The sequence below is a fragment of the Microcoleus sp. A003_D6 genome, assembly GCF_036702825.1.
Lineage (GTDB): Bacteria > Cyanobacteriota > Cyanobacteriia > Cyanobacteriales > Microcoleaceae > Microcoleus.
The window spans coordinates 14,277-35,462 of the sequence record NZ_JAUBWA010000003.1 but is presented as its reverse complement, the minus strand read 5'-3'; the positions used below and the strand labels follow the sequence as shown (position 1 = coordinate 35,462).

The window sequence follows — 21,186 nt, the reverse complement described above, 5'->3', positions numbered from 1 at the left end:
CCGCTTTCTCAAATAAAACAGGTTTTTTGGTTAGCGCTACACTACTGCTGGTTCTAGCAGTTTGACGTTGGAGTAGTTGAACTCGGTTGTTGTCAATTGACCTTTTTCTTTCGATCGCACTACTTGCTTGGTCATGACATAATAGTCGCCTATTTTGTCAAAGGTGTCTTCAAATTCGAGTTCTCTGATGATTTCGTTTGTTTGGGGGTTGCGGAAAACGGCGTCGTAGTGGCTGGCCAAAGAACCCTCGGGAGTCTCTAAGCTTTTGTGGGTGTCAATTACAAAGGCCATACGACCCATCACCCGGCTGACTTGACAAATTGACAGACCTCGGATTTTATAATTAGACCCCATTGAGTCGCCGGCAACCAAGATGTCCACAGCGCCGGTGCTGTCCTTCTCGCCGAGGGTGAAGCTATTTTTCCCGTGAGATTTTTCAAATGTCGAGCGTTTGCGGTGGGTGACAATATCGCGCATTTGGGTGTAAACGCTCTGCTGCACTTCCTCGTCTTCAATGCCGCTGACTTCCACGCTCATATCGGGTTTGATCCAAACATGACCCGTATATACTTCGTCGCCCTGTTTGAGTTCAATATCGGCACTGTAACCGGGAAAATTGGCATCCCAAGTGTAGCGGTGTTCGTAAGCAGCGCGAAACAAATCGCGAGCGTTGGCTGGCTCTGTCATAAATCCCTCTTTCTCTTGACACCCCTCTAGTTTAGCTTAACCGCTCCAAGCCCCGCATTCACCGGATAGGGGAGTTGCCCGTACTCGCGCGAGCACTTGGGGGCGGGTGCTGCTGGGCTGGTAAGCTGTGTTGCATCTAGATTGCCTATGGTATTAGAGAGGGAGAGGGTCCGATGGGGATCGGGGGAGAGGATTTGACGATTGTTCGATCGGGACTCGAAATATACAATTTAAATGCACAACAGCTTAGTTCGATCGGCACAAGAATTTACCTTCTGTATGGGTTGGTATAATGTGAAAATAAAGTCACCAAATAGCTAATTGTTGAGATCGCGTTCGAGCGCCAGACACCACTCTTAGTTATAGGTTATTTTGAAAAAACTTGTGTCCGCTTTTTAGCGTTGCACCTTTGGCAACTATTAGATTCCCTCATTAATAAAATGCTAGAAACAGTCTACCAACACTTAGAAATTTTGCAGGAACAAGCTAGCAAATTTTCACCGCAGCAACAAGAAATTGTCACAAAAATTCTGGATGATTTATCATATTTTTTGCAAGAAATGGCAGCCAGCCGCCAGTTTGAAAGCGCGGAAAATAACGCTGAAAAGCTGGTTGAACTCGAAAAATTAAATAGCCTCTTAGAACGAACTGTCGCGCAGCAAGCATCGCAAATCAGACAGCTAAAGGAGCAGTTTGACAAAGAAATTAGCCAGCACCGCAGGGACAATCAAGGATTAATTAAAAGCGAAGCCAAAATACAAGCTCTGCTGCGAAATTCTCCAGATATAATTAGCATTGTCGGCGCCGACGGGCTAGTCCGATACCACAGCGGAGTCCTACAGCAGGTTTTGGGTTACAATCCAGAAGAAAGAATTGGCAAGTTTCACGGCGAGTTAATCCATCCAGACGATTTGCTGGCTTGGCAGGCGTATTTTGGGAAGTTGTTAGAAGCTCCCGGAATTGCTGGATCGATCGAATATCGGATACGCCACGCTGACGGTTATTGGCTCTACATGGAGTCGATAGGTAATAGTTTGATTTACGATTCTAGCGTGCAGGGAATTATAATTAATTCCCGGGAAATAGGGGAACGCAAGCAAGCAGAAATCGCAGTCCGGGAGTCGGAACTGCACTATAGAGTTATGTCGCAAATTACTTCGGATTTTGCCTATTCTTTTAAGGCACTGCCAGACGGCAAGTTTACCTGCGAGTGGGCTACAGAAGCTTTTGAGCGCTGCGCGGGTCGCGTTCCTGAAGAATTAGAATCCTTTGGTTGGTGGAACTCCGAACTCGTTCATCCCGACGATAGGGAAATATTAATTAAACAATTAGAAGGCTGTACTTTCAGCCGCACGGGAGTCAACGAGTACCGCATTATCGATCGAAAAGGCGAGGTGCGCTGGGTGCGGGACTGCTGGCAAGTGGTGTGGGACAAAACTGCTGAACGGGTTGTTCGTTTGTGGGGCGCTTGTCAGGAAATTACCGATCGCAAGCAAGTAGAATTGAAACTGCAACTCGTTAACGAAGTAATGATAGCGCAGATGGCATCGGCACCGCTGGCGATTAACTGTACCGACAATAACGGCCGTACCCTTGTCTGGAACCGCGCCGCCGAACAACTTTTTGGCTGGACTTCGGCTGAGGTTTTAGGGCAATCTTTACCGAATATTCCTGAAGGCCAAAAGCAAGATTTTTACGCGCTGCTGAAGTCTGCGTGCAATGGCAAACCGCAAAACGGTTTGGAAGTGTCTTTGTTGAAAAAAGACGGTAGCTCGATCGATGTTTGGCTGTTTGCCGCACCTGTGCGAGATGTCGGCGGCGAGACTATCGGCAGCATCAACATATTTTCTGACCTTTCAGAACGCCAGCGCATACAGGAGAAGCGCCAACAACTAGCAGCGATGAAAGATATGGAGGAACCTTTTTGGGCGCGCTATGTCAAACCTCCAAAAACTCAGAGAAAAAACGGCGATCGGTAATTCTCTAAAGCACAAGTTAAAAATATTAAAAGTGCGAAACTTCCCTCTTCTGCTTGCGATATCATTTCCGGTTAAATAACCTATTCGATCAGGTCGTTCGAGCGGAAATAATATGAGAAATAAACCCAGATGCTACCTTTAGTAGTTGGTATCCTGTGCGGTATAAAACCCTAAATACCTAAAAATAATTGAGTAACTAGCCACCAAATTTATTAAGGGAATCTATAAATGCAACAGTCAGATTTTTCAGGCATAAGACTTGTCTGCACGCTAAATATTCGACTTTTTGAATGGGTGGCTCGAATCTTTACTGAGGCCCAGATTTCTCCTGGCTCCTGAAAGCGGCTAACTCTACGTGAGCTTTGCACGCTTCACTTGACTGAATGAAATCTAAGACATTACCAATTACCTTATAAAGGTGGATAGCCGAACGGTGAGCTTCTTGGATAAAATCTCTCTCCTCTATCGGATCGTCAGCTTGATCGTCTATGGTTAGTTGAAGATAGCCGATGATGTGATTTAGGGGAGTGCGCAGCTCGTGGGACGCGTTCAACAAAAATTCCTTTTTGAGGTGGGATATTTCTTGTGTTCGCTGGCTGTTCTCGTGGTAGAGGGTGGCCAGCGCGATCGCACTTCCTACTTGATCGGCAAGTTCTTGTGCGAATTCGATCTGACATTGAGTCCAAGGTCGATCGGCATTACCCTTTCCCGACGATCCGCCCTCGCACCGGTGCAAGCTAATTATGCCGTTAGGTTGCTCTTGATAAGCGGTAGCCACCACTAGCACCGACTGCCGCTCAAAAGGGTCATCGGCCCCAAAGGACTCTTCTACCACCGGTTCGAGGGTGGCTAGAGCTTGAATGAAATGAGGTGCTGCTGTGAGCGAGATTTCCATTCCCAGCATGGGTAGAAATGGTTCTTGGCAGTATTCAGCAGCTACTTTGACTTGCAGGCTAGAACTTGGATAGGGACAAATGATGCAGCGGCTGACGCCTAGATTTTGTCCCAGACTGTTAACTGTTTGCTGCCAAATGGTATCGATATCCAAGGTTCGACGAATTTTTCGGCCAATTTGGAGTAAAAGTTTTTGTGATTGAGCTGATACTTGCTGATTCATAGCAACCCTTTTTCTACTAGACTGGCAAAAGTTTACCACCCCGCCAACAGAGAAGGAATTTACTAAATTTGCCAGTCGCAGGCTGTCCGACTTCGGACTTACGTAATTACACTTAAATATTGCCACACACCGTCAAACATTACTAAGTAGTCTCGGTGTCTTTACAATATCTTTATGGTTTTCACATAGAACGGAAAGCGTCCTGTTTTTTGAAGAATCCTTTACAGTAGGGGATTTGGAAGCTGAATCATTGGTATTGTAAAACTTCAATAAGTTATTGTTAAAGTTGGCGATTTGCGGGGGTTTACTGGGAGGTGTTAGCCCCCAGGGGACAGATAAAGATGAGCTGTTATCCCTAGGGCGTCGGATTCCATTGATGCGAATTCTGGGTGGGGCCCAGGAAGTGGCGGGGGCGATCGGTCTGACTTCAAAACACCAAATGAGGGAGCTTGGCAGCAGATAGAGTAATAATTGATACTGTGGCGCGCGATCGAACTGTCTCTGTAGGAAAATTACGAATTATGAATTACCTTTATTCAGGAAACGGAAGTCATTCGATTTTAGATTTTAGAGTTTGGATTTTGGATTGACTCCACGGATAAATCCGGGGGCTTGTACTATCAAGAAATTCTTGGTTGCGGATACACGGATAGCTGTTTTTTTCCCTGTTGCTTCTTCGTGATTCCCTGTTGCTTCTTCCCTCAACATCAGTTAAATCCGTTAGACAATCCATTGCCGAACTTCCTTCAACGTCCCAATTACGAATTACCAATTACCTTTTTCCCGATGACCGATGATTAATTTTTTAAGAGTGGTTCTTGATAAAGCGGCACAGTAAAAGTAACAGTCGATCCGAGTCCTTCCCCCATACTGTAAAAATTTACTGTACCCCCCATTGCTTCTACCATTTTTTGAGAAATAGCCAATCCCAAACCGGTGCCGCCGTATTGCCTGGTACGAGCGCCGTCTACCTGAAAAAACGACTCAAATAATTTATCTTGCTTGTCTAGAGAAACGCCAATACCAGTATCAGCGACTCGGATTTTTACCATTCCGGGGAACTGCTGGTTGTGAACGGTCACCTTTTTCTTAATAACTTCGGCAGTGATGCGAATTCCCCCTTCCCCGGTAAATTTAATCGCATTGCCCGTGAGGTTCAAAATTACTTGAAGCAGGCGTTGGTAGTTGCCGTACAAAATAATTTCGTCCTCGACAGGCGGTTTTTGGATTTGAAATTGCAATCGCTTTTGCTGCACTTGAACCCGCGTAAAATTCTCAACTTGCTGCAAAAGTTCGCCGAGTTTGACGGGAGCGAGGTCTAAGTGCATTTTGCCAGCTTCGATTTTAGCGATATCCAAAATATCGTTAATCACATTGAACAAGTGTACTGCCGATCGGTAAGCTTCTTCGATAAATTGGTGCGCTTCTTCGGGGTCATCTGCCATGCCGTCCATAAGCAGTTTCAGAAAGCCGAGGATGCCGTTGAGAGGGGTGCGGAGTTCGTGAGAAGTATTGGCCAGAAATTGGCTTTTCAGTTGGGAAAGAGCTACGGCTTCGGCGCGGGCCTGTTCTAATTCTTGGTAAAGTGTAGCGTGGGCGATCGCGCTGCCGACTTGAGCGACTAACTCGCGGGCGAATTCGAGTTCGACTGGACTCCATTTAGAGGAATTGCCGCAGCGGTGCAAACCGATCAGTGCATTGGGTTGGTCTTCATAGGAGGTAGCTGCTACGAGTACGGAATGGCGACCGAAGGGATCGGCGACGGGGGAGGCGTAATCGACTGCTACTGGTTGTAAGGTGGCTAAAGTTTGAATCCACCCCGGCTGTTCGGCTGCGCGCAGTTCTAATCCCAGCATGGAAGAGTAAGGTTCTTGGCGGTACTCAGCTACTACTTTAAGAGTTTTCGATTGAAGATTTTCGATTTGATCTGGCAAAAGCGGGGGCGAGCGATCGCTGGCAATTGACTGTTGCAATTCGGCTGCTGGGGCGGCCGAATTTTGCTGATTTTCTGGGGCAAGGAATGGGGAGGATTGGAGATTTTCGCTGTCTTTTTTGTAGGAACAGATGATGCAGCGGCTCGCGTTCAAGACTTGACCCAAACTGTTAGCTGTTTGCTGCCAAATTGTCTCTAGGTCGAGGGTTCTGTGCAGATTTTGAGCGATTTGGGAGATGATTTTGCGGTCGATTTCCCAGTTGGGAGGGAGCGATCGACCGATGCGGCGATCGGGAAGCGGCATTTGTTGGCGGGCGTCCGGGGGGGATGGCAAAGCTCGATCGGGCATGAATTCTGGGGAATCTGGCGGCAATTCTGCGGGTTTGTCAGACAGCAGCCTTCCCATAACTAAGACTTTTGTAGCTTTGCCGTTTGAGTCGATCGCGGGAGTGACTGTCAAATCGAAAAGAAAATATTGTTCGCCGCGGCTAAATGGATAGCTGAACCGTTGCGGTACGAGGGTTTCGATCGCCCGTCGCAGGATATCGAGATAAGGCGCAGGGGGGATGGGTTGCAGGGTTTCGCTGAGGGGGCGATCGACAATTTGTTCTGCTGTGAGGTTGTACTGCTCGGCTTTTTGCCAGTAAAAAGATAGATACTGACCCCTTGCGTCTTGGGTAAATACTAATTCTGCCCCTAACTCTTGAAAAAAGGCTGTAGAGGCGAGGCTCGATCGCCGGAAATCTGTGTTAGAGTCCATCAGAGTTGGGGATGAAAGTAGTTCGGATTTTTTCCTTCTTGAGTTTTTAATTCAAAACTCAAGAAGGAAAAATTGTTTTGGGCTTCGACCGTTAAGTTTTGAGTTCTTAATCAACTAAAAATTTGTGGGATATTTAATTAACAATTCACAGATCGAAACTCACAATTTACCACTATTTTAGGCTTCTACCATTGCGTTTTGAGTTATTAATGAACTAAAAAGATATTAATTATTTAATTCAGAACTCTACTCAAAAGTCAAAACTATTTGTTGTCCGCCGTTTTTGCTAATTAAAAAATAAAATTTAAGATTTAGGAATTAGTAGTCTGCACCGATTAACGATCGAGTTTGAAAATCACCCCAAAATTTGAGGCTGCAAACAACTCAAGTGGGAGACTGGCGAGCGCATCTTTGCTTTCACCTTGAAGAGTTCCGAGGTTGCGAGTTTACAAGCGTTCGATCGCCCAAAACCTGTAGTTTTCGCCGCGAAATCTGCCGGAACTCGAAGCCGGAACTCGAAATTTCACAGCCAGCAGATTTGCGCGCGCCGTCTCGGGCGAGAGAGGAGAGAACCTCAGTCGTTCCACTCGCCGCGGGGCGGGACTGGGGGGTTGCGGCGCAAACTCATAGCCTGATCGTCTTCGCGGCGCTCGCCTCTGAGCCACTGCTTGATTGCTGTTTCAATGACTTTGCTGGGGTCATTCGTCAAGTGCTTAATTTGGTCTAGCAGTTCAGAATCTATATGGATAGATAGTTCCACTTTTTCTGACGAACTGTGGGATGGTATCCTTGACTCGCTCATAGTTAAAAAATCCTAGTTGTAATTCTTAAGTTTCAATTCCTTCTAGGAATTTACGCTTTTTTGTTTTGTTTGAATGAAGGAAGTGTTTTGAAGGAAGTGATGCCTGATCCCTAGTACAGATTCACAGCGGATCAAAACCTGTATTTTTTTTACACCCTTACCGTCCCGCTTCCGTCATTTGACCAAATTATCTGCTTCTTGTCAAGCGCCAGCAACTTCTCACCAATATTTTTAAGTTGGCGATCGCCCGCCGGTTGAGCAACCTGACTGGAATGGGGGTTTGAGGACGGATGCTGGCGATCGACAGCATCCCCAACCGTTCAACAGCTTTTTTTACACTATTTTTACAATAACAAAGAGAAAAGTTTTTTTCCAGGAGGGGTCTTGGCTGGAGTTAGCTGATAAACATAGCATAAATACAATGGAGCTGTCAACCCACAGCCGAGAAAAAATTAAATTATATTTAAGTCTCTAAATGAGTATAAATGATTGTAGATTGAATGAAGTTTTATAATACAACAAAAGTCAATCTTTTGCCGATAGGTTTTATGACTAACGTCCCTGTATCTCGCATTCGTAATTTTTCGATTATTGCTCACATCGACCACGGAAAATCCACCCTGGCCGATCGGCTGTTGCAGGCGACTGGGACTGTGCAGGCACGGGAGATGAAGGAGCAGTTTTTAGACAATATGGATCTCGAACGCGAACGCGGCATCACGATCAAGCTGCAAGCGGCTCGCATGAATTACACTGCTAAGGACGGTCAGGAGTACGTGCTCAATCTGATCGACACTCCCGGACACGTCGATTTCTCTTACGAGGTGTCGCGATCGCTCGCTGCTTGCGAAGGTGCGCTGCTGGTGGTTGACGCATCTCAAGGCGTGGAAGCACAAACCCTGGCAAATGTCTATCTTGCCTTGGGAAACAATCTGGAAATTATTCCTGTTTTAAATAAAATTGACCTGCCGGGGGCAGAACCGGAACGGGTAAAAGGGGAAATTGAAGAAATTATCGGTCTGGACTGTAGCGGGGCGATTGAGGCTTCTGCTAAGGAAGGAATTGGTATTGATGAGATTTTGGAGTCGATCGTCGAATTGGTGCCGCCGCCGCAGGATACTGTTGACAAACCGCTCAGGGCGCTAATTTTTGACAGTTATTACGATGCTTATCGGGGGGTAATTGTTTATTTCCGGGTGATGGATGGCAGTGTCAAAAAGGGCGATCGAGTTTTGTTGATGGTTTCGGGAAAGGAATATGTCATCGATGAATTGGGCATCCTTTCACCGACGCAAGTTCAAGTAGACGAACTGCACGCGGGGGAAGTCGGTTATCTGGGCGCGGCAATTAAAGCAGTAGCTGATGCTCGCGTCGGCGATACGATTACTTTAGTCAAAAAGCCTGCATCGGAGCCTTGGCCGGGTTATACAGAAGCAAAACCGATGGTTTTTTGCGGCTTGTTCCCGATCGATGCCGACCAATTTCCAGATTTGCGGGAAGCCTTAGAAAAACTCGAACTCAACGATGCGGCGCTTTCTTACGAACCGGAAACTTCGAGCGCGATGGGATTTGGTTTCCGCTGCGGTTTCTTGGGTTTGCTGCACATGGAAATTGTGCAAGAAAGACTGGAGAGAGAATACAATTTGGATTTGATTGTTACGGCTCCTTCTGTGGTTTATCAAGTCACAACAATCAAAGGAGAAGTGTTAACAATTGACAATCCCAGCCACTTGCCAGATCCTCAGTATCGGGAGAAAATTGAGGAGCCTTACGTGCGGGTAGAAATGCTGTCGCCGGAAACCTATGTGGGGGCGCTGATGGAACTGTCTCAAAGTCGGCGGGGCATTTTTATGGATATGAAGTATCTGAGTCAAGGCCGAACTACGCTGGTTTACGAGTTGCCTTTGGCGGAGGTGGTGACGGACTTTTTTGACCAGATGAAATCGCGATCGCGCGGTTATGCGAGCATGGAGTATCACATAATTGGCTACCGCGAAAATCCGCTGGTGAAACTGGACATTTTAATTAATGGCGATCCGGTTGATGCTTTGGCGATGATCGTACACCGCGATAAGGCTTATAATGTGGGCCGCAGCTTGACGGAAAAACTCAAGGAATTGATTCCCCGCCATCAATTTAAGGTGCCGATTCAAGCGACAATTGGCGCTAAGGTGATTGCTTCGGAACACATTCCGGCTTTGCGGAAGGATGTGTTGGCTAAGTGTTACGGCGGTGATATTTCCCGGAAGAAGAAGTTGCTGCAAAAGCAGGCGAAGGGTAAGAAGCGGATGAAGTCTGTGGGTACTGTGGATGTGCCGCAGGAGGCTTTTATGGCTGTGCTGAAGCTCGATCGAGATTCGTAAGGAATGAGAATTAAATAACTTACACTCTTGAAAGTGGGGAGTAGGGGTTGGGCGTCCCGCCCGCCCTTTTTGGACGGCCGGGACGCCCATCCCACAATAACAATTAAAATTGGGCGTTGCTGATTTATGGTATGCAAGGCAAAATATGCAAGTCATAGAAACCATTTTTGACACAGTTTCTGGATTTTAAAATTATTTTTTCATACCCTGATTAAGCAACAGCACTAACTGAACCGTATTGATATATAACTGACTGAGCAGTATTGATGATTAATGTTCAGAAGCTTTGCAAGAGCTATCAAAAATACGTAAGGTGCGCAGTGCGCACCCTACAATCTCAAGCCGTAGGGAAAAAACCCCCCATTGGAATAGGTGGAAATTTAAACAGGTTCTAAGTGGGAAATTACCTTTTCCATGTATTCCGCAACTTGGCTTTCTTTTTCCACAGAATTTGTTTCCATGTAAACGCGCATCAGGGGTTCGGTTCCCGAAGGCCGCAGCAATACCCAGCCGCCATCTTCAAGATAAAGTTTAATTCCGTCTTTGCGGCCGATTTCCTTAACGCCAATACCCGCTATTTCCGTCGGGGGATTCTTGGTAAAAGATTCCAAAACGGCTGCTTTGTGGGCGTCATCTAGGTGCAAGTCCAAGCGTTTGTTGTACAGGGGGCCGTCGGCTTCTTTAATGGCTTCTTCGACTAGCTGAGAAAGCGGTTTGCCTTCATAGGCGATCGCCTCGGCAACTAGCATATCAGCCAAAATCCCGTCTTTTTCGGGAATGTGACCCAAAACGCTCAAACCGCCAGATTCTTCGCCACCGATGAGCACCGCAGTTTCCCGCATTTTTTCGCCGATGTATTTAAAACCGACTGCGGTTTCGTAGATTGTTAAACCGTACTTGGCGGCTAAATTGTCTAGCAAGTGAGTAGTTGCGACGGTACGGACGATCGCCCCAGTCAAGCCTTTATTTTTAACCAAGTGACGCGCCAGCAGCAACAGCACGGTGTTTGGAGTCAAGACATTTCCCAACTCGTCAACAATACCAAAGCGATCGCTGTCGCCATCCGTAGCCAAACCCAAATCGGCCGAATCCTTCTTAACAGCTTCCACCAACTCGACTAACTGTTCGCCCTTGGGTTCGGGCATTCCGCCGCCAAACAGCACGTCGCGGTAGGTGTGAAAACTTTCGACATCGCAGCCGCAGTGTTCCAAAACCCCGTCGAGATAGCCGCGAGAAGTCGAATAAAGGGCGTCGTACTTGACTTTCAACTTAGCAGAGCGAATCCGCTCCACATCGATCAAAGTATAAAGAAACTTCAGATATTCGGGTTTCGGGTCAAAAGTGGAGATTTTATCGTTGTGACTGCCTTTGGCTGGGGCATCAGAAGCGCCAGCAATATTTGCCACAATTGTATCGGTAATTTCCGGGGTTGCCGGGCCTGCGTAGTCGGGGATGTATTTGATGCCGCAGTAAGGTGCGGGATTGTGCGAAGCCGTGAACATCAGAGCTCCTGCGGAGTTTAGATGCTTGGCGCTGTAGGCGATGACTGGTGTGGGGCAATCTCGATCGACCACTTTCACAGTCCATCCCAAATCTGCCAATACTTCCGCCGCGGTGCGGGCGAACTCGTCTGCCAGAAAGCGGGTATCGTAGGAGACTAGAACTGGTCGGTCTTTGGTGTAAGCGGTTTCTAGGTAACTGGCGATCGCCCGGGTGACTTTTCGCACGTTGGCAAAAGTAAAGTCGCGGGCAATCAGTCCCCGCCACCCATCGGTTCCGAACTTGATTTCTGTTGAATTGCTGCTGGCGCTCATTTTATCCACTTCCTCTCGTCCTATTAATCCTACCCGAAGCCATAGCCTTAAAGACGTACTGGCCGTGCTGTTTGCCGAATCAACCCCATCTTATCGCTATGGGGGCAAGCTCTCTCTGTAGGAGGAGGACTCGAAACAGCCTGAGTTGATAATCTTGAAGAGCGATCGGGCAAGCCTATCTAGATTCCGGTTTTGAAAGGTAGTTTGGCGATATAATAAACGCTTATCAGTTGCGGGCGATTGGAAAAGCTAAAAAAAGCTAAAAAAACGCGATGGCAATGGCATTAACGAAACGCACATCAATTTTATTCTAATCTTAAATTTAATTATTTATTTATAAAAGCAGCTTGTTTTATTTGTGACGGTTTCCTAACAACCGCAAGGCTAAAAATACATTTTTCATTTAGCTAGGTAAATAAATTAATCCAAATCACCGCTCGCTGGTGATTTAGCATAGGTTATTTGAGAAACTAAGGCGATCGACAAAACCGATTGAAAACAAAGATAAAATATTTCAAAGCTCAGTTTTTTTGAGACACAATAGACTTTAAGTCTGAACTTGTAAGCAAATTATTTTTTTTTGCTGCGGGTTTTACTGGTAAGAAAAAATAGGTGGCGACTCACAGGATGATTGTGTTCTAAAACACAATAAATAACGTTATTAACGTATATCTTATAAAAGATGCAGGCAGTAGAGCCAAATGGCCTATAGCTTTAAGCACAATGGCGGATGACTCTCAGCGTACAAATGCAGAAAATTGTAGTTAACAACATTAAAAGTTAAGGGAATGGATCGGGTGCGACTTAATAAAAAAACGAGGTCGATAATGACGAATATTTCACAAGTATCTTCGTCTTTACCAGCAGACGAACTTCAACAGGGCGACAGTCTTGCGTCACAGGGTATTACCGACTCAGACACTCACAAACTCCCAGAAGCTAAAAGTGTCAGCGTTTCTTCCTTCGCAGTTAGCTGGGCAAAAAAATATTACAGTACACTGGCGGCACGAGAAAACCAAGCCCCGCGACAAATTTCCCAAAGCCCAAAGTTGACGAATTTTGAGGGAAATCGAGCTAAAATAGTTGACAAATTGACAAATACCCTGAAATTAGCCAGCGAGATAGCTTGGAGTAGAGTAGAAGCTGTTTTAGGGGAACAAATAGAGCGGCACGCGATCGATCCGAGCTTAATTAATCCTTTAGAAATTGCTGCCGACACTAGCACTTTATATCGGAAAGCGATAGACGCTTACGCCGATAGAGAACCTGTTTTCCGCTTGTCAGTGCTGGTAGGAAAAGATATTATCCAAGTGAGGCGGAAATACTCACAGGCAGATGCGTTAGTGCTGGGATTTGTGACGTTACAGTTTCAATACACTAGCAAAATTTTGTTAGGATGTCTTTCCGAGTCTGAGCGATCGGAATTTACACCATACTTAAAAGTTGTAGAGGACTACCTGCACATTCCCTACGGAGAGATTAACGAGGCTGCGGCGAATCAGCCCCCGAATTCAAAAGCTCTATTAGCCGTTCAGCATTTGTTGCAGCATACGACTCAGATTGCTAGTGGAGTGTACGATCGGGCTAGTTCCCAGCATCAAGGATACCGCAGCAGCAGCGGTTATTTGAGCGATCGGGAGGTAAAAGTTTCTGGTATCCGGGATGTCGAGATTTTTCAAAGCTATTTGTGCTGGTGCGTTTTGGAAGAAAGCATGGGTCCGGTACAGCAAGAATTGTTTCCAATTTGCGTGATGCTGTATCCAAAACTTCATGTAAGTTGGCAGCTAGTGCAAGATATGCTGCTAATTTTGTTTTGGGAAATATCCGATCGCCTCCCTGATGAAGATTTAACGGTATTTTTACCTTACTTGCGTACTGTGACAGAGATGTTTTCCAGCGATGTTTTTGATAATTAGGGAATTGGGCATGGGGCATGGGGTATAGGGCATGGGGCATGGGGCATGGGGTATAGGGCATGGGGCATGGGGTCAAAAAGCGGAACTCTCGCGGAGGGATTTGGCATTAGGAATTGCCAATCTCTATTTAAAACTAAAAGCTGCGACTGCCAAACATCCCCAACCGACAATAAAAGCAACTCCTCCCAATGGGGTAATGGCACCCAGCCATTTGATGTCAGTCAAACTCAGGGCGTACAAACTGCCTGAAAAAATGATTGTGCCGGTAATAAAAGCCCATCCAGCGACTGCAAAAAAAGTTTGAGACTCTTGGGCGCGGCTCAAGAGTAAAGCGACGAGCAATAGAGCTAGGGCATGATACATTTGATATCGGGCGCCGGTCTCAAAAATTGCTAAAGCGCGATCGGTCAATTTCTCTTTTAAAGCGTGAGAGGCAAAGGCGCCACCGACGACAGAAAAACCTCCGAATACGGCTGCGGTTGCTAGGAAGATTCGAGTTAAGATTAGTGATGACATAATTTAATGATTAATTGAATTGAATTTAGGAATGCAAAATTAAAAACTTGATTGTTTAGTGATTTGAGGTACGGCTCGATAGTTCCATTTTGGTAAATATTTATCAAAAACACTTTCAAATAGTATAAATCAATTTGTTCCTCATCTTCTAGTTGTTTTAATTCTGACAGCTTTTCGGTTTTTTCCTTTTATTCTATGGGGTCTGGCTTGCCGCCAACACCTCGACGCATCCTATGCTAACTCATACTTTTTTTTAATTAGACATCTTGCAAAAATCCTTTTAATCAAATTCTGGAACGGGCTCTCCGGCCCGTTCCACAAGAAAAAAAATTTTGTGGGATGGGCCCCAGAGCCCGTCCTAGTTATTTTTGCAAGAGGTCTATTATTCTCTTAATTATTTCTGAACAATAAAACGAACTATCGCGTTTTGCCCTTAGAAACAAATGCCACCCAGAAAAAAGATGCGCTGCTAGCAACTTCCCAGTATCCAGTTTTAAAAGCATATCTACAAGAGATGAACGATCGTCTTAACTCTTTGAACAGCGAGAATAAAAGCAAATAATCATATTAAATTCGCTGACAGCGGAATTATAACCTCTCGCGAGCGTCCCGATCGCACTGCACGAATAAAAATATGATTGCGATGCAAATAGCGTTTATCTACCTATCTTCTTCTCCCTCTTCAGTCGCGTCCTTTGCGTCTTCGCGGTTCAATTCAATTCAACTGCTTAATTAACCAAAAAATAGCTTCTTCCACCTCAGCAACCTGCTCTACATCGGGAATCGGTGGCCGCTGCACCATCACAACCGGAATTCCCAGTTCCCGCGCTGCAAAAATTTTAGCATAAGTAGCACCTCCCCCGCTGTTTTTACTAACAATTGTATCAATCTGATATTCTAACAGCAATTCTCGCTCGTCTTCTAATGTAAAAGGCCCCCTTGCTAATAACAATTTACCGTTAGGAAGAGGAGTATTTAGTGCAGGAGGATCGATCGCCCGCATCAAAAACCAAATAGCATCCAAACCCGCAAAGGCAGCCAATTCCTGCCTGCCAATGCTGAGAAACACCCGCCCAGACTGCCCTAATAAAGCAATTGCCGCCTCCGAGTGGCTGGCAACTTCAATCCAGCGATCGCCCTCCACCATCTCCCAAGTTGGACGCACCAGCATCAAATAGGGCACATTACATTCAGCAGCAGCAACAGCAGCATTGGCAGAAATCTGAGCCGCAAACGGATGAGTAGCATCAATTAACAAGTCGATCGGGCGATCGAGCAAAAACTGCGCCAGCCCAGCCGCCCCACCAAACCCCCCAATTCGCACCGTACCCGTTTTTGGGATAAAAGGCTGTTGAGTGCGTCCTGCTAGCGAAGATACAACCTCAATATCAGCGATTTGGGAAGCCCTGGCAGCCAGTTCAGCAGCATCCCCCGTTCCGCCCAAAATTAGCAACCGTTTTTTCACCAAATTACCCTTAGCGACTACATAAACTGACGGTTAAAACTCACATCTTGCACGATTTTTAAGAACAGGCAAGAGGCCTGTTCCACAAAGAGTGAATTTTCTTGTGGAACAGGCCGAAAAGCCTGTTCCTAAACAAGTAATTCAGAATGGTGCAACATCTCAGTTAAACCCGCAACTACACAACCAAAGTCCGCACATTCGACAAACTCAGTGAACACCTACGCCGACTAAACAAAATCCAGAACCTGCGGAGGCAGGTTTTGTCTGTGTAGCTGCGACTTAAGTCGCCGAGACTTTTCAAACATCTTCTAACCAACGCCCGCAAATTCGGTTAATAATATGTTTAGTAAAGTTTAAACTGCCAACAACGATGATTCGCTCATTTTTCACATTTTTTACAGTATTAATTGTAACCGGGTTAGTTTGGTTGGGGAATATCGCGTCCGCTGCCGCACAAGTACAACCAACAGATATCGCCGATCCGCAGCAGGAATTAGGAGAACTCGTTCAAAAAGCTTTTGAAGCTACAAACGAAGGCAAATTTCCCGCCGCTGAAACTTTTTGGACTCAAATCATTGACAAATTTCCCTCACAAGCCGCGGCTTGGAGCAACCGAGGCAATTCTAGAGTCAGCCAAAACAAACTACAAGCAGCTATTTCCGACTACGAAAAAGCGATCGAACTAGCTCCCATCGCCCCCGATCCCTACTTGAATCGCGGCACCGCCTTAGAAGGTTTAGGACGCTGGGAAGAAGCGATCGCAGACTACAATCACGTGCTAGAATTAGACCCCAAAGATCCAGCCGCCTACAACAACCGAGGCAACGCCGAAGCCGGTTTAGGAAAATGGGAACAAGCAATTGCCGACTACAGCAAAGCCTTTGAATTAGCCCCCGAATATGCCTTTGCCCGCGCCAATCACGCCCTCGCACTTTATCAAAACGGGCAAACCAAAGAAGCAATTCGCAACATGAAAAACATCGTCCGCAGATACCCCCAATTTGCCGACATGAGAGCCGCACTCACCGCCTGTCTTTGGGAAGCCGGAAATCGCGGTGAAGCTGAGAGCAATTGGGTAGCCGCAGTCGGCCTCGATTCCCGCTACAAAGACCTCGATTGGGTTGCAAATACCCGCCGCTGGCCGCCTGTTGCAGTCAGCGCATTAGACAAATTCTTGAACTTGAAATAGATCGGACGGCGGTTAAAACCGCTTCTATACAAACAAAACCTGCCTCCGCAGGTTGAAGATTAGACGGCGGTTAAAACCGCGTCTATACAAACAAAACCTGCCTCCGCAGGTTGAAGATTAGACGGCGGTTAAAACCGCGTCTATACAAACAAAACCTGCCTCCGCAGGTTGAAGATCAAAGGGTTAAAATTATGTTATATTCTTGAGTCCGCGGAGGCGGACATCGTTTGTGTAGACGCGGTTTCAACCGCCGTCTCAACCAATGCTTGAGTCCGCGGAGGCGGACATCGTTTGTGTAGACGCGGTTTCAACCGCCGTCTTAACCAATGCTTCGATCCGCGCGGTAGTCAACTCCTCAACATTCCTGAAAACCGCATCCGCACCTGCTTTTTTCAGCGCCGCAGCATAAGCCTCGCAGCGCTCAGAATCATCCAAAACATGAGGTGGCAAAATTCCCGTCCCCAGCCAAACTCGATTTGGTTGCACTTGTCGCGCCTTCACAACCGTGTAAATATCGGCAACAGTATCTCCCGCGTAAATTACGGGCAAATTCTTTTCCAAACCGTGCAGGTTTTCCAACTGTTCAATTGCCGCAAAAAGTCCAGTCGGATCGGGTTTTCCCGGTGCATCTTCCATCGCCACCAACACGGGAGAATTTAAATTCAGTTTTCCTGACAAAACATAAGCAGCTTCATCCCGCATCGCGCCGCTAAAAAAGCCCCAAACAATGCCCCCAACTGTTAAATTTTCTAGGTAAGCCGGACTTAACAGCAGCGGTTCGTCACAAATGTAACCAGTCCAATTTTGCTCGTCGGGCCCGCGATAGCGACTTTGGAAAAAAGCTACTAATTCGTCATAGTTCAGAGAGAGTTGGTTTCTCGATCGCCCGATCGCCTCAAAATAACGGCAAACTAACTCAAAAGACGCTTCCCAGTCATTATTCCACACTCCCTCAGACTTCAGAGAGTCGATATCCAGAGAATTCGGGCGAAAAGCACCCGCCGTGAAATGTTCCACCGCATCCGCGATCGCCCGCCGGTAAGAACCGGACACATCCCGCACCACACCGTCAATGTCGAAGACTAAAATAACTTTGTTCACAACTTAACCATCCTTGTAGCTAGGGCCGGTGAGAACCCAAATTTTATCGATTTCAAGCCAATTTCGGGCGCGAAACCCAGCGGCGCGACAAAACTTTTAATCACTGATGACTCATTATTGAACAGAATGTGCTACGCTTAGCGATTGTAGAAATTTTTAACAAGTTCGATCGGAACCCTGGAGGTTTGCTTGTCCAAGTTCATCTTAAAAGTTCTCTGGCTAGAAGAGAATGTTGCCCTCGCCGTTGACCAAGTTGTCGGTAAAGGAACTAGCCCGCTGACAGCTTATTTTTTCTGGCCCCGCAAGGATGCGTGGGAAGAACTCAAAAACGAACTCGAAGCCAAACACTGGATTGCTGACAACGATCGCGTCGAAGTCCTCAACCAAGCTACAGAAGTAATCAACTACTGGCAAGAGGAAGGCAGACGGCGCCCGGTGACTGAAGCTCAGTCTAAGTTCCCCGAAGTGACTTTTACCGGCAGCAACTAAGCCCAGCTTTAAGTTGCTACCCATATAAATTGCCTGTTATGGCTGACGGAGGGAAGGAGAGAGGGGGAGAAGGCGAGAGGATTTGACGCTTTTTCCACCTCGCCGCGAAACATACAATTTAAATGTGCTACAGCTTATCGAAATACGAACTCCGATTTTTAGACAAACTCGGGTTTTGGGCTTAGTCGATTTGAGACTTATCGAAAATAAAGCTATAAAATCGGCGTTTTTTTGATAATTAATACTTACGCGAAAAGTGTTTTGACGCGCTGCTTATAGCTTTTTACGAACAGGCAAGATGCCCGTTCCACAAGAAAATTCCCTCTTTGTGGAACAGGCATCTTGCCTGTTATTGAAAAGGGTGCAAGATGTGAGTTATAACTGAGATGTTGCACCATTGTCAATAAGCCTTTTGAACGGGCTTTCCGGCCCGTTCCACAAGAAAATTCCCTCTTTGTGGAACAGGCATCTTGCCTGTTATTGAAAAGGGTGCAAGATGTGAGTTATAACGAATAACAAATAACTAATAACAAATAACTAATAACAAATAACTAACAACTAACAACTAACAACTAATCACCTCTTCGCGGAATCTATGGGCGCCGAAAGTACGATCGACCAAACCGAACAGCTACCGCTGGTAGTAAATCCCGACATTCTCCAGCAAGCTATCCTCTACAAAATTAATACTCGCATCATCGCTCGCGGAGAATTAGTTTTCCCCTGCATACCGGGAATGCTCAGCCACTATCTCAAGGCGATCGAACAGCTATTTCGCACTCTCGACAGACCCCTGCCAGAAGAACGCAGAGACGAACTCAGCAAGCTTTTAGTCAGCAAGTTAGAACAAGGCTACCGCACCTCCACAGCATCGATGCTGATCCTGCAATACGAATCAGTACAGCCGCCGCAAACCGGTTTAGCTTGCAAAGTGATTGTTACTACCTCAACAATGGGAGAACAGTACAAAAGCTGGGTAGACACCAGAGAACCTCCGCTTTTTGGCTCTCATCCAGACGCAAAATTGATGGCGACGGCTGCTAAATTGGGAAATCCCGATCGAGTGCGGATTTTGGACGTGGGGGCTGGTACCGGCCGCAATACCTTGCCGCTGGCGAGATTGGGCTATTCTGTAGATGCGATCGAGCTAACTCCAGCTTTTGCAGAACAATTGAAAGCGGCCGTAACAGCCGAAAACCTTCCCGTGACAGTTACCGAAGGCGACGTACTCGACCCCTTAATGCGGATGAAACCCGCCCGCTACCAGTTGGCAGTTGCCGCCGAAGTCATTTCACATTTTCGAGACAGCGATCAAGTACGGCTTTTCCTCGCTAAAATGTGCGATTCCCTCTGTCCCGGAGGCCTGTTGCTGTTCAGCACGTTTTTAACTGTCGGCGACTACCAGCCGGATACCCTCGTGCGACAAGTTGCCCAACTCTCCTGGTCTACTTTATTTACTCCCCAAGAACTCGCCACTGCAATGGAAGGGTTGCCCTTAGTCCAAATATCCGACGAATTGGTGTTTGAGTACGAACGCCACCACCTGCCAGAAGGAGCCTGGCCACCGACGCCCTGGTTTCCCAGTTGGGCAACCGGTCGAGACGTCTTCCCGATGGCAAACGGACGCCCGCCAATGGAATTGCGCTGGATTTTGTGCCGCCGCAGTTAAAAAAAATCAGTTTTTTCGATACGGACACAGCAATCAAAACCCTTGACAGCCCGGAAGCGTTGCCTCAGTTCTTTTGATTTCAAAAGCGTAAAGCCAGCTCGCGGTCAAATGTTGCGACGCCGTTACACAAAATTTACAAAAATATACATTAAAATAGAAACATAGTGAAGTTCGATCGCCCCTGGGTGACAAACCCAGTGTCTGATTAGATCCAACGCTTGCCAACCTTTTATTTCTTGCGAAAAATTGGGTGGCTAATGGCAATCGGGCTTGCATAAAATTCGATCGTCATCTCGATGGGTGCAACTAGAGTTAAGATGAATTCAACAAACCTATTCCTCCCGATAGATGACTTTTTAGGGAATAGGATTAGCCAATAGATTAGCTCGCTAGTCAGCGATGCTGCTGAGAAACAAATATGCTTTTAACACGTCCACTACAAGCGTTTGGAGCAATCTTCGGGCACAAACCTTCAACAAATAGATCGATCGAACAAAAAAGCAGTGAAAATTATTCGGAGGGGAATATTTATCCCGCTGTAAACGAACAAATTGACTGGTATATCCAACTGGAAATGCTAATGAGTAACGCGAAATCTTCCTGCACCAATGAAGAGATTACCGCTTGGCTGCGCGGATTGCTAACAATTGCTTGGGCAGACGGCAACTTTGACGAAAACGAGCAAAAAATGATTGCGAATCTAACTCAGGATGAACTGCATCCGGTATCTGTTGAGGCAATTTTTGAACCGATTGCCCCAGAGGAATTAGCTGCTGTTTTAGGGAAAGACACATCCAAAGGCGAGGATTTTTTGAGGACAGCAGTAATGGTAGCCTTGGCAGACGGTACCTACTCGCTCAGTGAAGACGAGGTAATCTACAAGTTTTGCACAGCTTTGGGTCACAAGGTCGAGGCGATCGAAGCTCTGCGACACACCATCGAAGACAGCAAGTCCGATCCGCAGGGGCCCAGCAGCCAAATAGTCTTTGATGCGAATGTCGTCCCCGTCGCCGGAACCCCGCTTTCATCTCGACTACCTCAACCTCACCACAAAAATGTCCTGCAACCAGTCAAAGACTGGCTTGACGCCTGGGAAGTTCACGATCCCAGAGTCGCACACTTTGTCTGCAAAATGATTCCGCCGCAGTGTCCGTTTGAGCGAGATGTCGTGTTGTTCGGACGCAAAATCGTGCACATTCCGGCGATGTGCAAGATTAACCCGCTTTACGAACAGTTGGTGGGGATGCGCTTTCGATCTCTCTGCTATTTGGCAGATGAATGTAAGGAAGATGTATCGATATATTGTTAGCAGTCAGTAGGCAGTAGGCAGTTGTCAGTTGTCAGTTGTCAGTTGTCATTCTTGTGAAATCTTGGATTAATGACTGT

The 21,186-nt window shown here is 46.6% G+C and carries 15 protein-coding genes; 7 read left to right on the top strand and 8 right to left on the bottom strand.

Annotation, left to right across the window (positions count from 1 at the left end; all coding sequences use genetic code 11):
• Positions 1-36: 36 nt before the first annotated feature.
• Positions 37-687 carry a DUF3386 domain-containing protein gene (locus tag QUB70_RS01720; RefSeq protein WP_332978014.1) on the bottom strand — a complete coding sequence of 217 codons (651 nt, stop codon included), beginning with the start codon at positions 685-687 and terminating at the stop codon, positions 37-39.
• A 440-nt stretch (positions 688-1,127) separates the two neighbouring features.
• On the opposite strand from QUB70_RS01720, the gene QUB70_RS01715 reads away from it, so the two are divergent.
• Entirely contained in the window at positions 1,128-2,666 is a 1,539-nt protein-coding gene (locus tag QUB70_RS01715) for a PAS domain-containing protein (protein WP_332978013.1), read from the top strand.
• Between the two features lie 307 nt (positions 2,667-2,973).
• Here the strand turns inward: QUB70_RS01715 and QUB70_RS01710 are convergent, their stop codons facing one another.
• From QUB70_RS01710 to QUB70_RS01700, 3 genes are all read right to left on the bottom strand, one after another.
• Complete coding sequence (locus QUB70_RS01710; protein ID WP_332978012.1) at positions 2,974-3,783, bottom strand: GAF domain-containing sensor histidine kinase; 810 nt, start codon at positions 3,781-3,783, stop codon at positions 2,974-2,976.
• 797 nt (positions 3,784-4,580) lie between these two features.
• On the bottom strand, positions 4,581-6,476 hold the full coding sequence (locus QUB70_RS01705) for an ATP-binding protein (protein WP_332978011.1): 1,896 nt from the start codon (positions 6,474-6,476) through the stop codon (positions 4,581-4,583).
• A 574-nt stretch (positions 6,477-7,050) separates the two neighbouring features.
• Positions 7,051-7,278: a type II toxin-antitoxin system CcdA family antitoxin gene (locus QUB70_RS01700; RefSeq protein WP_265237347.1), complete on the bottom strand. Its 228-nt coding sequence runs from the start codon at positions 7,276-7,278 to the stop codon at positions 7,051-7,053.
• Between the two features lie 548 nt (positions 7,279-7,826).
• Between QUB70_RS01700 and lepA the strand changes: the two genes are divergently transcribed.
• The gene (lepA, locus tag QUB70_RS01695; RefSeq protein ID WP_332978010.1) at positions 7,827-9,641 is read left to right on the top strand and encodes a translation elongation factor 4; all 1,815 of its coding nucleotides are present in this window, start codon (positions 7,827-7,829) and stop codon (positions 9,639-9,641) included.
• A 380-nt stretch (positions 9,642-10,021) separates the two neighbouring features.
• On the opposite strand, the gene QUB70_RS01690 is transcribed toward lepA, so the two are convergent.
• Positions 10,022-11,455 (bottom strand): phosphoglucomutase/phosphomannomutase family protein, encoded by a 1,434-nt coding sequence (locus QUB70_RS01690; protein ID WP_332978009.1) that lies wholly within the window; start codon positions 11,453-11,455, stop codon positions 10,022-10,024.
• 827 nt (positions 11,456-12,282) lie between these two features.
• Between QUB70_RS01690 and QUB70_RS01685 the strand changes: the two genes are divergently transcribed.
• The gene (locus tag QUB70_RS01685) at positions 12,283-13,371 is read left to right on the top strand and encodes a hypothetical protein (RefSeq protein WP_332978008.1); all 1,089 of its coding nucleotides are present in this window, start codon (positions 12,283-12,285) and stop codon (positions 13,369-13,371) included.
• A 123-nt stretch (positions 13,372-13,494) separates the two neighbouring features.
• On the opposite strand, the gene QUB70_RS01680 is transcribed toward QUB70_RS01685, so the two are convergent.
• Entirely contained in the window at positions 13,495-13,887 is a 393-nt protein-coding gene (locus QUB70_RS01680; RefSeq protein WP_332978007.1) for a DUF423 domain-containing protein, read from the bottom strand.
• A 715-nt stretch (positions 13,888-14,602) separates the two neighbouring features.
• Positions 14,603-15,352, bottom strand: a complete 750-nt coding sequence (locus QUB70_RS01675) for a cobalt-precorrin-6A reductase (RefSeq protein ID WP_332978006.1) — start codon at positions 15,350-15,352, stop codon at positions 14,603-14,605.
• 370 nt (positions 15,353-15,722) lie between these two features.
• On the opposite strand from QUB70_RS01675, the gene QUB70_RS01670 reads away from it, so the two are divergent.
• Complete coding sequence (locus QUB70_RS01670) at positions 15,723-16,541, top strand: tetratricopeptide repeat protein (protein WP_332978005.1); 819 nt, start codon at positions 15,723-15,725, stop codon at positions 16,539-16,541.
• Positions 16,542-16,796: 255 nt separating this feature from the next.
• Here the strand turns inward: QUB70_RS01670 and QUB70_RS01665 are convergent, their stop codons facing one another.
• Positions 16,797-17,642, bottom strand: coding sequence for a TIGR01548 family HAD-type hydrolase (locus tag QUB70_RS01665; RefSeq protein WP_332978004.1), 846 nt, complete (start codon positions 17,640-17,642; stop codon positions 16,797-16,799).
• Between the two features lie 177 nt (positions 17,643-17,819).
• Here QUB70_RS01665 and QUB70_RS01660 point away from each other — a divergent pair, with 177 nt between their 5' ends.
• The 3 genes from QUB70_RS01660 (at position 17,820) to QUB70_RS01650 (ending at position 21,109) form a co-directional block, all read left to right on the top strand.
• On the top strand, positions 17,820-18,131 hold the full coding sequence (locus tag QUB70_RS01660) for a 30S ribosomal protein PSRP-3 (protein WP_332978093.1): 312 nt from the start codon (positions 17,820-17,822) through the stop codon (positions 18,129-18,131).
• 595 nt (positions 18,132-18,726) lie between these two features.
• A complete protein-coding gene (locus tag QUB70_RS01655; protein ID WP_332978003.1) occupies positions 18,727-19,800 on the top strand; it encodes a class I SAM-dependent methyltransferase in 1,074 nt (357 codons plus the stop codon).
• Positions 19,801-20,218: 418 nt separating this feature from the next.
• A complete protein-coding gene (locus tag QUB70_RS01650) occupies positions 20,219-21,109 on the top strand; it encodes a Mo-dependent nitrogenase C-terminal domain-containing protein (protein WP_332978002.1) in 891 nt (296 codons plus the stop codon).
• Positions 21,110-21,186 lie beyond the last annotated feature (77 nt).